Raw genomic sequence first — 13,400 nt, 5'->3', positions numbered from 1 at the left:
TTCTACTTTATCAACTGCATAACTTGTATTATTTGTAGGTGTTATTTCTACTTCATCTGCATATTTTGCATTTAGTGTCGTTCCTTGTGTTATGGTTTGCTCTGCTCCGTCTACTTTTACTGTCACGTTCGGTGCTGATGTTATGGCTTGTTCTGCTCCGTTTACCAATTTTACCAATTCTATTTTTAATTCTACAGGTAGTGCTTGATATTTCACTTTTATATCTGCTTTTTTATATCCTACTTCGTATCCGTCTCCATATGATGTGTCTTGCACTATATCTGTATTGTTCGGATCTAATGTTATTTGATTGCTGTCGTCTAATAAGGATAATTTATATCCTTCTACATCAGAAGTAAGTTCCAATTTATCTCCTAATTTGAAGTTTTCGTAGTCTTCTGTTATTCTTGCTGTTATATCTTTGTCGTCTGAATTGCTTCTGATTCTTTTTATATTAAGTTCTGTTTTGTCTTTTATCTCTTGCGGTAATATATCTTTGTCTTGTATTTGGAAGTTTACAAGTACGGGATTTATTGTATAATCTTGTGCATTACTGTCATCTATTGTATCGTTGTTAAGGTAGTATTGTCCGTTATCTTTTATATATAATGCAACTTTTTTATTATCGTTATACCATCCTTTATTTTCTTTAAATGTTTGAGAACCTATAGCATTAAATCTTTTTGGCAATTCAAGGCTTTTCAGATGATTATACATTAACATTTGAGTTGATATTTCTGTTATATTAGAAGGAATCCCTTCAAATGACACATTTTTCAGTTCATTGTTCATGAACAGTCTATCACCACCATAATATGGATCATCTTTGTCATCTTCATACATATCGTCTGCACTTGCTAAAGCATCAGGATTAAAAGAGCTGTTTAAATTTATAATCTTATTTCCTCTGAATACTTCCATGTTATATTTCACTGTATTTGAAGGTAAAGTTAAGTTTGAAATTTGATTATCACGAAATGCACGAGGACCGATAAAATTTACACTTTCAGGAATAGTTAAATTTTCTATCTTATTTCCTTCAAATGCTTTAAAACCTATTTTTTTCAATGTTGATGGAAAATCTATTTGAGTAATATTTTGATTTTTGAAAAAATTTCCACCTATAGTTTCTAAATTAGCAGGAAGTGTAACAGAGTAAATGGAATGTTCAGATACTCCTTTTAAACTTATAAGATCATTATACATGATTGTATCATAATTTTCTAAAACAGTTATATCATTTCCATATAAATCTTTATCAGGAAAGTCTATATTACCGCCTGTTGTTGCTAATTTATTTACACCTCTATTGGAAAGACCTCTAACTTTTCCTATTAAAAAAGTCCCGAAATTATCACGCCAAGCAAAATCTCCATATGTCCAGTCAGAACCTGCTCTAACAGGAGTATCAGCAGTGACTACAATGGAAGAATTAGATGTCACGGAATGTGACATATTTAACATGGAAGATGACGTTGCATATACAGATGATAATACATTAAGATTTTTTGTTATTATGTTATTGCTTTGAAATGAATAAGGACTTATTGCTAAAAGCAACATAGATAAAAATAAACCGAATTTTCTTTTCATAAATAAAAACTCCTTTCATAATTGTATAGATAAAAGTGTTGCACTTATCTTGACAATCTATCTTATTAATAAATATAAAAAAAATTCATTCAAGAATATAGCAAGCATTAATATATAGTTTATATAGTACTATATATCTATCCAAAAATCAATATATTACTCCTGAATTTAGGTAAAGTTTTTGTAAATTTATAGCCTTTATGTATTATACAACAGTAACTAATGTTAATATGTATTAATCATAACTACCGGCTAAGCCGGTAGTTTGCTCTGCCCCTATAAGGGGCTGTTACAAGCTTGTGCCTGCAGGCACATTGAATAGTTCGCCAGTCGCGTTTATTTCCCAATTAGTGCTAAAGCACTTTATTTCTTATTTTTCTTTGCGGGCTCTCCCGTAAACGGGTCTATATATTCTTTCATCGTCAACTGTTCTGTCAACCTATCTTCTTCTAACTGATTTTTTATATATTCTTGTATCTTTCTCGCATTCTTTCCTACTGTATCTACATAATATCCTCTGCACCAAAAATGTCTGTTTCCATATTTATATTTTAAATTCGCATGTCTATCAAATATTATTAGGCTGCTTTTTCCTTTCAGATACCCCATTATTTCTGATACACTGTATTTTGGTGGTATTCTTACCAACATGTGTATGTGATCAGGGCAACACTTATCTTGTATTATTTCTATTCCTTTTCTTTCACATAACTCTCTTAATATCTTTCCTATTTCTATTTTTAACTTTCCATATATTATTTGTCTTCTATATTTTGGCGCAAATACTAAATGATATTTGCATTCCCATTTTGTATGTGCTAAACTATTATTGTCCACTTTAGGACACCTCCTTATGATTTTTAATATTTGGCTGACGAACCAATATTATTATATCATAAGGTTTTTTGTTTTTGCTTATAGCTAAAGCTTTCTTCCCTCCACCTGCATAGCAGGTGGATTATTGTTTTGTAAAAGCTTCGCATTTACAAAACTGGCTTAAGCCTACATTAATGCAAAAAAGCAACCGTTACAGATTGCTTTTTGCATTTTTTGTGATGCTATTATCTTACTAATTTTATAAAATCTTCTTCAAATGTGGACAGATCGATTTCTTGTTGCTCTGATGTTTTCATGTTTTTTAACATTGCTTTTCCGCTTGCTATTTCGTTATCTCCAAGCATAAGCGTATAATTCGCATTTTTATCGTCTGCGTATTTCATCTGTGCTTTTAACGATTTGCCTACATGGTCTTTATCGCAAACTATACCTTTTTGTCTTAGATTGTTTACAATTTCAAATGATTTAAAGTCTGCATCTTCTCCAAGTGTTGCTATATATAAGTCATATTTTGTTTCAAATTTCGGCATTTTACCTAATTCATCAAGCATCATTATGAGTCTTTCACGACCTAAACCGAATCCTATTCCTGTTACATCAGGACCGCCAAGCTCTGCCACAAGTCCGTCATATCTTCCGCCACCACAAACTGTTGCTTGTGAGCCTATATCTTTTGATATAAACTCAAATGCTGTCTTTGTATAGTAATCCAATCCTCTAACTATATAAGGGTTTACTCTATATTTTACATTTGCTATGTCTAATAATTTTTTTAATTTTTCAAAGTGTTTTTTTTCATCTTCGTATAAATTGTCTATCATAAGTGGTGCATTTTTTGTTATTTGCTGACAATTATGTTCTTTACAATCTATTATTCTCATAGGATTTTTTTCAAATCTGTCTTTGCAAGTTTCGCATAGATTATCAAAATTAGGTCTTAAAAATTCTCTTAATTTTTCGTTGTATGCTTTTCGGCTTTCAAAACTACCTACTGAATTTATTTCAAGTTCAATTTTATCTACGATGCCTAATTTTTCAAAAAATCTGTATGCCAATATTATTACTTCTGCATCTACTGTTGCAGAATCTGAACCGAATACCTCGATTCCAAATTGGTGAAATTCTTTGAATCTTCCCTTTTGGTTTCTCTCATTTCTAAAGCAAGGTATGTGATAAAATAATTTTAGCGGCGGTTTTTTATTGTTAAGGCTGTATTGATTATATAGTCTTACTATTGAGGCTGTACCTTCTGGTTTTAGGGTTATGCTTTCTTCTTCGCCTCCGTCTTGTCTTGGAATGAATGTAAACATCTCTTTGTTTACTATATCTGTTGTTTCGCCTATACCTCTCTTGAATAGTCTTGTGTATTCAAATGTAGGCGTATCGTATTGGTGATAATCGTGAACTTCGCATACCTCTTTAAAAATTCGTGTAACGTAGTCCACTTTTGCCAAGTCTTCTGGGAAAAAATCTTGTGTTCCTGTAACTCTTTGTATACTGTTCATCAAATATCTTCCTTTCTTTTTATAATTTCTTTTATATTATTGTTATATAATATCACATCTTTGTAATTTGGTATACGCCTTAATAAGTTTGTATTTTTGTTAAGTATCTTGCTCGCCGAACCTACTCCAAATCCTATTATGCTTTGTAATTCGTCCATCATTGCAACATTGTACAGGCTATATTTATTTTCTTTACAAAAACCTATATTTTCACCATTTTCAAGCATATTTTTCTGTCTGTAAAGATAATAGGGCATATAATTTTTACCGTTCAACTTATCTGTAAGTTTTTGCATATAGTCTGATATTTCGATATTGGTAGCTTTTATATTTTTAGTGTTTATATCCGATGCTCTTTTTATAGCCAAGCAATGAACAGTTATGCTATCTGGATCTAATTTTATAATTTCGTCTACACTTTTATCCATATCGTTTATATTTTCATCGGCTAAGCCTAATATTAAATCCATATTTATGTTGTCAAATCCTAACTCTCTTGCAATTTCATATGTTTTTTTAACATCTTCTACATTGTGCTTTCTACCTATTTTTATGAGAGTGTCATCATTCATAGTCTGTGGATTTATTGATATTCTACTGACTTTATTAGATTTTAGAATTTTCAGTTTTTCTCTTGTGAGAGTATCCACTCGTCCTGCTTCAAATGTAAATTCTTTAATTTTATTTAAGTCAAAATTGTAGTTTATTATGTCAAAAAATATTTTCAGCTCAGTTTCATCTAATGACGAGGGTGTTCCTCCACCTACATATATACTGCTTATATTTTTGTCTTTAAAATATTGTAATTTTAAAGTTTCTCTAATTTCTATTTCCAGATTTTTTATATAGTCTTTTATATATTTTTTGCCTGAGTTTATATCTATACTGAAAAATGAGCAATAGTTACATCTGCTTGGGCAGAAAGGAATTGATATATATATGCTTATATCATCTGATAGTATGTCTATTATTTCTTCTTGTACATCTGATATTCCTTTGATGAGTTTAATTTTTTCATCAGACAGCAAATAATTGTTTTTAAATATATCGTATATTTGTATATCTGTTTTATTTTCTTTTTTCAGGTCATTTACTATTTTTACAGGACGTATTCCGGTTAATATTCCCCATTTTCCTGTTACGTCTTCATAATTATTTTTTATTATAAGATATAACAATTTTTTGTAGATATGTTTTTCTTTAAAGTTTATTTCAGATTTTAAATTAGATATTTCTTTATCGTTTTGTGACAGTGTAGCTGTGATTTCATCATCTTTTCTTTTTAATGATATAATCTCAGTTTCATTATCTGTATCTATTTCATTTTTCAGATATATTTTTTTTCTTCTTGCAAAGAGCATATTAGCAAGCTCTTTGAGTTCTATATCATACTTTTCGTTATCACTTATTATAAGCATAACTATTACAGTCCTCTTGTAAATGGATTGTGTCTTTTTTCATATCCTATTGTTGAGCTTTCTCCATGTCCGGGCAATACAAGTAGATTCTCATCAAATTTCATCAATTTTGAAAGCGACTTTTCCATATCTTCATATGAACCTGAGGGTAAATCCGTTCTTCCTATTGAGCCTGCGAATAGAGTATCTCCTGTAAAAAGAAAATTTTCAACTTTTATGCACATGGAACCTATTGTATGACCTGGAGTTATTATAAATTCCAATTCATGATTGCCAATTTTCATAGTATCCTGGTCATTTACATATTTGTCTGCATCAAAGCTTGTGTGTTTCATTCCAAATCTTGTTGTAAGATTATACATAGGATTTTTTAACACTTTTTTCTCCGGCATAGATGCTATCAAAGTAATATTCTTATATTTATCAAGTAATTCTTGCAATACGCCTATATGATCTGCATGGGCGTGAGTGAGTATTATGTATTTAGGTATAAAATTTTTCTTTGATATAAATGATATTATCTTGTCAAAATCACCGCCCGGATCTATTATAATGCACTCGTTTGTAACATCATCATATAATATATAACAGTTTTCGCCAAAAGGCATTGTTTCTATTGTGTAGTAGTTCATTTTTTCTCCTCGTTTTTAATTTTAATTTATAGATTTTTATATCTCTCTTATTTGTCACTCTACATAATAAGTACGCTCTTTCGTCTTTCGCTTGTCAGATACGCTATTTAAATCCTAAATTAAAGTTATAACTTTTTATATTTTATTATATACTGCTATATTGTGATTATTTAATAAAAATTAAGAAAATAATATTTTTACATTATATATTATTTTTTGTATTGTTCCAAAAAAATGATTTTTGTTATTATATCATATATTAAGGTTTTTGTATCATTATTTTTTAACTTACACATATATTTATTGACTAAAATAAAATTTCTGATTTAATATTTAATAAGATAGATTGTCAAGTTAAGTGCAACACTTTTATGATAAATTTTTATAATAAATAATTTGATTTGATATTCATAAATCGTATAAATATATTAAGGAGATATATTATGAAACCTATATTACTTGAAATAGAAGGCTTTAACAGTTTTGAAAAAAAACAGGAGATAGACTTTGAAAAGCTCACATCACAAAAACTCTTCGGGATATTCGGCAAAACAGGAAGCGGAAAGACAAGCATATTAGATGCAATAATTTATGCTCTTTATGCAAAAATACCGAGAGGAGCAGACAATATTGTAAACTCTGAATGTAAAAAAGCAAGCATACGATATATATTTTCAATAAAAGGTTCTAATGCCGGCACATATGAAATACAACGAAGTGTGTCAAAAAGTAAAACGGATGATGAAACTATACTTGCAAAAGCGGATTCATCAAAAAAAATCAAAGCTCATAAAAATAACAAGAGATTTACAAGAGGTTTTGGCAGACAGCAAAAAAGAAGTGGATAAAAAAATTGTGGATATAATAGGGCTTGATTATGACGATTTTATTAAGACAGTAGTGTTGCCACAAGGAGAATTCAGCAGTTTTTTGAAAGAAAAAAACAAAGACAGAAAAGATATGCTTGAAAGACTGTTCTCTCTTAAAAAATACGGCAATGAGCTTAATGACAAAATAAAAAACTACAAAGCAAAATATGATGACAGAAAAAAAGACTACGATAAAGAATTGTCCATATACGAAAATATTGATGAACAGAGCATACAAAAGTTGGAGAAAGAATTTGAAAATGCAAAGCAAGAAATAGACAAATTAGAAAAAATACAAGGTGATATGCAAATATTGCAAAATGAAGTGAAACAATTAGAAAGCTTGAAGTTTGCATATGAAGAAACAGAAAAAAAACTTTTACAAATAAAATCATGGGGACGTAAAATAGAAGATATGAGAGAAAAATGTAAAAATCTCTCCAAGTTGTCACAAATTCAAGACACTATTAAAACTTACAAAGAATTGTCACAAGATCTTCCGCAAATAAAAGAAGTTTCAGGCAAATTGAACTCTCAATTAAAATCCTCAGAAGAAATAAAATCTGTATTATTAGACGAAAAAAATAAGACAGATTTGAAACTTCAAGAATTACCACAAATAAAACAACACATCCAAGAATTGCAATCAGCTATAACAGTAAAAGAAAATATAAAAAAATTAGAGCAGGAAAAAATTTCTTTAGAAGAAAAAATAAACCTGCTACAAAAAAATAAAATTGAAATACAGACAAGCTTAACAAATGACAACGATAAATTAGAAAATATAAATATTCTAATAAAAAAAGATGAACAACAAATAAATCAAAACACTTTTTCCTCATCATACAAAGAGCAAATAAGAAAAGCTGTAACTCATATTGAAAATATAGATAATATAAATGATGAATTAAAAACATTAGATCAGGAGACATTAAACAGCAACGAAATATTATCAGAAAAGCAAAAACTCATAGCATCAGAAAAAACTGAAATAGAAAATCTGGAAAAAAAATTGCAAAAATTTAATATAACAGATGAACAAAATATATATACGATAGAAACATATCAAGAAAATGAAAACAATCAAAAATTATTAGAGACTGCAAAAGCCAAGATAGATATAAACAACAGGCAAATATTGAAAAATAGCGAGCAAGTCTTAGAAAATCAAGAAAGATTACAAGAATTAAGCAAAGACTTACAAACAAAAATAGAAAAATCAGAAAATTTAAAACATCAAATAGAAAAAATCAAAAAAAATGACATCATAAAAACACTTAAAAATTCTCTAAAAGATGGCGAAGAATGTCCGGTTTGTCATGGGATTTATCATATCCACAAAGATGATATATATGATATGGAGTTTGACGAAATAGATAAAGATGACGCATTAAACGATATTTTAGAACAAATTTCAAGTCTTAATTCACGAATTGCAGTAATAACAAGCGAAATAGAAAAAGCTGAAAATCAGTCAAAAAATCTGCAAGTTGAAATAGATGAAGAATATACGAAACTTCAAAATAAAGATATAGATGAAGAGATAAAAAAATGCGAAGAATACAAAATCGCATACAAAAAATATACTCAAAATGTAGAAGAACAATCAAAAATAATAAAGGATACCCAGCAAAATTTATCAGAGCTAAAAATAAGTATAAGCATAAACGAAACAGAATTAAAAAACATAAATGAAAGCATAAAACAAAAGCAAGAACAAATTTCAAAAAAAACCGGAGTTTTAAAACAAAATATCGAAGAATTGAAGAATTTATCCAATCAAACTCAAACAGAAAAATCGGATTTTTAAACAAAGATTAAAGCAAATACTATCAGGAGAGCAATTAATAGAACAGTTAAATCAAAATTTACAAAAAAACAAACAACTGTATTCGAACATACAAGACAAAATAAAAATATCAACAAAAAATTTAGAAAATATAAACAAACAAATAATAGATATACAGTTTATACAAGAAAAAAATAATTCAGCATTCAATATAGAACTTACGAAAATATCAGATAAATCAATTTATAAATTAGAAAATATAGAAGATATTATTGATGAAAAGAAAAAATATATTACAAATATAGAAAATACAGCAAAAAAAATAACAAGTGATATGGAAAGCACTCAAAAAAATCTTGACAAATTAAAATTTGAAAAAGCACGTATTGATAGTGAATTTGAAATAAAAACAAAATCTTTTGAAGAAAAAAAATTAATGCTTCAAAATTTTTAAAAACAATGAAAACTTTGCAAGTATAGAAGAAATATTTACATTAAATGAAGAATATCCTAAATTAAAAGAAAAACAAGACAGTATCGATAACTATGATAAGCAATTAAGAGAAGCTGCTACCTCAAGAGAAGTTTCACACAATCAGTACACATCACAGCAAGAAAAAGTAAACATCCTTCAAAAAGATAAAAAATATGACGAAAAAGAGCATATGAGTATAAAACAAGAGCTTGACTTGTCTAAGAAAAATTATGGATATTTGGAAAATCAAATCAAAAACGATAAAATTATATTTGAAAAAAAGAAAAATACATTTGAAAAAAAATTGGAAAATGACAAAATTTTAGCTGAAATTACAGAAATAGAAAAATTATTTAAAGGCAAGACGTTTGTACAATTTTTAGCTAAATATCAACTCAATTATGTCTGCAAAAAAGCATCAGAAATATTGATAAATATAAGCTGTGGAAGATTCGAGCTGTCCATAGATGATGAAGGCGAATTTATAATATCGGATTTTCAAAATGGCGGTATAAGGAGAATGCCTGCTACATTATCAGGCGGAGAAACATTTTTGGTATCATTGTCGCTTGCCCTTGCTCTATCATCACAAATACAGCTTAAAGGAAATGCTCCTCTTGAATTTTTCTTTATGGACGAAGGTTTCGGTACATTAGATAATGAAACGTTGGATGTTGCACTTGATTGTCTAAAAAAATTAAAGAGTGAAAACAATCTGTCAATAGGCATAATAAGTCACATTGATAAGATAAAAGAATTTGTGCCTATAAAACTGGAAATCAATCAAACAGAATATTCTGCTTCAAGTACAGCTAAAATAGTGGTAGGATAAACTTTGTAATAAAAATGTATACAAAACTTCATATTTTAAAATCAAATTTTGATGTATAATTATTAAATACTATATTTAAAAAAATATAAATTACAAGTATTGACTTATGCTTGAGCAAAATTTGTTCTATAAAACGTGTAGAATAAGGCAGACAATTAGAACTTGAGAGCAGTTTTAGGACAAATTTAGATAAATTAAAGTTTCTTTTTTTATAAGTTATTGATTTACAAAGAGATTTTTGTATGAAAGGACACATTATAAATGAAAAAATTATATATTTTTACATTATCAATTATATTAACGTTTATGTTTTCATTAAATTCATTTGCAGCCCCTGAAACAGTATCTGTAATTGTAAATGGCAACGCACTTACAACAGATACTCCGGCAGTTATAAGAAACAGTAGGACTATGGTTCCTTTTAGAGCCTTATTTGAAGCATTAGGTGCAAATCAAATATTTTGGGATGAACCTACTCAAACTGTTATGGGAAGTGACGGTGTAACTACCATAAAATTGGTAATAGGCTCTTATGATATAGATGTCAACGGAAATACTATAACTATGGACACTCCGCCTATGATAATAAATTCAAGAACAATGATACCATTATCTGCAGTATCTTCAAGCTTGGGAGCAACAGTTGAATGGAATCCTGTAGGATATATAGCTACAGTAACAAAAGGTGGTGTTGTACCTAATAATATTTCTCAGATACAGCCATCACAAGACACACAAATTTCAAATCCTACACAAAGCAATGATGCTGTACTTACTCCAATGAATTATGGACCTATAACAGGATATTATGCAATAGAAGATTTAAAAAGAAATAAATATGTGCTTAATTTAGGTGAAAACGGAAAAGCAGAATTGATAGATATAAATTCTAAAAATTCTGTTCAAGGAACTTATTCTTATAATAATTCTACACTTTCTTTAAAAGTAAGTAATTTTAATTCTACTTATACAAGGGAAGATGCTTCTTATAACAAAAATAATTTAATACTGATGAAAGATAATACAAATACTACATCAGGAAGCACATTTGTGATGATGAAAATTTCACAAGATGAATACAATAAGTATGTAAAATAATTAAAAATTTGTACTTGAATATAAAATGTAATTATATTATAATATACAAATGATATTTTTTATATCATATATCAATCAGTCTTTAAGATTTGCTGTGATAGACGGGAAGTTAGCGGTGTCCTATAACCTGCAATCCGCTTTAGCAGGGTTTAATTCCCAATTTGAGTATATTTCTTATAAGGCAGGCTGATATGAGAGATGTTGAGAATATGGTCTTGTGCAATACAGATTTATGAACCCCGTCAGGTCAGGAATGAAGCAGCGGTAAGTAAACACCTGTATGTGATACAAGGGTGCTGTATTTGAGTTTTTTATGTCAGAACCGCTTGTGAGCAATATACGATGTTGGGTTCACAGCTTAATTTTATTTAATTAAGATTAGACTAACTCTATCTTAATTGCTTATGAAGAGTTTACGATAGAGTAATCTCTTTTTTTATATAAAAAATTTATAGCATAACAGTGCTGATTAATTTTATTAGGAGATATAATATAATGTCAATGGCACTTTATAGAAAATACAGACCAAATACATTTGATAATATAATAGGTCAAGATCAAGTAATAGATGTTTTGAAAAATCAAATTAAAGAAAACAAAATATCTCATGCCTATATATTCAGCGGTGTAAGAGGAACAGGTAAAACTTCAACTGCGAAAGTATTTGCAAGAGCAATAAATTGTATAAATTATGATGAACAAAAAGGACCTTGCAATGAATGTGAAAGCTGTTTGAACAACTATGTGGATACAATAGAGATAGATGCCGCTTCAAATAACAGCGTTGACAACATAAGACAATTGAAAGATACCATAATGTATCAGCCATCTTTTGGAAAATACAAGACATATATAATAGACGAAGTACATATGCTGTCAACAGGCGCTTTTAACGCATTGCTAAAAACGCTTGAAGAACCTCCATCACATATTGTATTTATACTTGCAACAACTGAAATAAATAAAATACCATCTACAATATTGTCAAGGTGTCAAAAATTTGAATTTAAAAAGGTTAATTCCTCAGATATAAAAAAACGTCTTGTAGATATACTTGAATGTGAAAATATTTCATATGAAGATAATGCTGTAGACTTTATATCTAATTCCTGTGATGGCGGGGTAAGAGATGCAATATCCATATTGGATCAAGTATCGTCTTATGGCAATATATCAATGAATAATATAGACTTTGTGACAGGTAGAGCATCTATTGAAGATATAGACAGTCTCATAGATAATATGTTCAAAAAAAAATCATTTGAATGTATAAAACTCATAAACGGTTTAATAAGTAAATCCATAGATGTCAAAAAACTTCCATTTCAGATAATATCAAGACTTATAGATGCCTTATATATTCAAAACGAAGTTGTAAGAAAAGATATGACAGAAGTAGAAAATCTAAAGAAAATAACTAACAAAGACACAGATATATCCAAGCTTATAACAAGTATAAGTGAATTGGAAAATGAGATGAAATATTCAAATGCACCGGATATATTGCTTCAAGCATTTGTAATAAAACAGTGCAAAGAGCAAATCACAGAATCAAATTTTGACATATCAAATTTAGTTCAAAAAATAGAAATGCTCGAAAATACGATAAATGAACTTAAAACTAATAGAGATATTATTCAAAATAAAACAGATTTTGACAGTGATGTTCCTGTTGAAAACTCTAAAGAAATTGTAAAACCTAAATTAGACAATATAAAACCGAGCAAGCAAATAAGTACAGAGGAACAAGAGCAAATAGATTTTGTAAACTCATTAATGCCTGATATAAACTCATTGCTTAAAGAAAATAAATTTGCTCATATAATTGCCTTACTGCATGAAGGTACTATCAGACGATATGTAAATGAATGTATATATATATCATATCCTGAAACACACGGTTTTCATAAAAATGCTATCGAAAGAAGTGATAATCTGAGCATAATACAAAGAGCATTTTCTAAAATATTAAAAAAAGATTTGACAATATTTATAGTATTTGATGATGAAGTTATTGAAATAGAAGAAAAAAAAGATGAGATGATAGAAAAAATAGAAAATTTATTTGGAAATCAAATCCATATAGAAGTTATAAATGATTAGCAATGTATTTGTGTTTTTTCTATAATGTATTATTCGGATATGATTTAATTATTAAAAAATTATTTATATTGATTGAATTTCTAAAACGTAGATGATTAATTATTCAAAGTTCAATTTTATTTTGTTAATTAAAACGCTTATTCATAAGTTCAAAAATATTATTTTTTATTTAAGTGCTATACTTAGTAAAACTGAAATATAATATTTAAATAAGATAACATGGCAAATTAAGTTAAAAATAACTATATA

The 13,400-nt window shown here is 28.3% G+C and carries 10 protein-coding genes and 1 other RNA gene; 6 read left to right on the top strand and 5 right to left on the bottom strand.

Annotated features, from left to right (window positions below; all coding sequences use genetic code 11):
• From HMPREF9629_RS10210 to HMPREF9629_RS10190, 5 genes are all read right to left on the bottom strand, one after another.
• Nucleotides 1-1,593 (bottom strand): leucine-rich repeat domain-containing protein (locus tag HMPREF9629_RS10210; RefSeq protein WP_009526308.1); only part of this gene is annotated, 1,593 nt, incomplete at its 3' end.
• A 363-nt stretch (nt 1,594-1,956) separates the two neighbouring features.
• Nucleotides 1,957-2,430, bottom strand: a complete 474-nt coding sequence (gene tnpA / locus HMPREF9629_RS10205) for an IS200/IS605 family transposase (protein WP_009526307.1) — start codon at nt 2,428-2,430, stop codon at nt 1,957-1,959.
• Nucleotides 2,431-2,654: 224 nt separating this feature from the next.
• Entirely contained in the window at nt 2,655-3,935 is a 1,281-nt protein-coding gene (gene hisS / locus HMPREF9629_RS10200; protein ID WP_009526306.1) for a histidine--tRNA ligase, read from the bottom strand.
• A complete protein-coding gene (gene hemZ / locus HMPREF9629_RS10195; protein WP_009526305.1) occupies nt 3,935-5,353 on the bottom strand; it encodes a coproporphyrinogen dehydrogenase HemZ in 1,419 nt (472 codons plus the stop codon). Before hemZ ends, hisS begins: the two co-directional genes overlap by 1 nt.
• Nucleotides 5,354-5,358: 5 nt before the next feature.
• Nucleotides 5,359-5,985 carry an MBL fold metallo-hydrolase gene (locus HMPREF9629_RS10190; protein WP_009526304.1) on the bottom strand — a complete coding sequence of 209 codons (627 nt, stop codon included), beginning with the start codon at nt 5,983-5,985 and terminating at the stop codon, nt 5,359-5,361.
• Nucleotides 5,986-6,428: 443 nt separating this feature from the next.
• Between HMPREF9629_RS10190 and HMPREF9629_RS12340 the strand changes: the two genes are divergently transcribed.
• From HMPREF9629_RS12340 to dnaX, 6 genes are all read left to right on the top strand, one after another.
• The gene (locus HMPREF9629_RS12340) at nt 6,429-6,833 is read left to right on the top strand and encodes an AAA family ATPase (RefSeq protein WP_009526303.1); all 405 of its coding nucleotides are present in this window, start codon (nt 6,429-6,431) and stop codon (nt 6,831-6,833) included.
• Entirely contained in the window at nt 6,805-8,664 is a 1,860-nt protein-coding gene (locus HMPREF9629_RS12335) for a hypothetical protein (protein WP_009526302.1), read from the top strand. Before HMPREF9629_RS12340 ends, HMPREF9629_RS12335 begins: the two co-directional genes overlap by 29 nt.
• Nucleotides 8,665-9,308: 644 nt before the next feature.
• Nucleotides 9,309-9,950 carry an SbcC/MukB-like Walker B domain-containing protein gene (locus HMPREF9629_RS12330; protein WP_009526301.1) on the top strand — a complete coding sequence of 214 codons (642 nt, stop codon included), beginning with the start codon at nt 9,309-9,311 and terminating at the stop codon, nt 9,948-9,950.
• Nucleotides 9,951-10,211: 261 nt separating this feature from the next.
• Nucleotides 10,212-11,048, top strand: a complete 837-nt coding sequence (locus tag HMPREF9629_RS10170) for a copper amine oxidase N-terminal domain-containing protein (RefSeq protein WP_009526300.1) — start codon at nt 10,212-10,214, stop codon at nt 11,046-11,048.
• Between the two features lie 92 nt (nt 11,049-11,140).
• Nucleotides 11,141-11,405: signal recognition particle sRNA large type (ffs, locus tag HMPREF9629_RS11425), an RNA gene on the top strand.
• Nucleotides 11,406-11,543: 138 nt separating this feature from the next.
• Nucleotides 11,544-13,151 carry a DNA polymerase III subunit gamma/tau gene (dnaX, locus tag HMPREF9629_RS10165; protein ID WP_009526299.1) on the top strand — a complete coding sequence of 536 codons (1,608 nt, stop codon included), beginning with the start codon at nt 11,544-11,546 and terminating at the stop codon, nt 13,149-13,151.
• Nucleotides 13,152-13,400: the final 249 nt, after the last annotated feature.

Source organism: Peptoanaerobacter stomatis, from assembly GCF_000238115.1.
GTDB lineage: Bacteria > Bacillota > Clostridia > Peptostreptococcales > Filifactoraceae > Peptoanaerobacter > Peptoanaerobacter stomatis.
The sequence above is the reverse complement of the archived record's forward strand: the minus strand, read 5'-3'. Positions and strand labels throughout refer to the sequence as shown.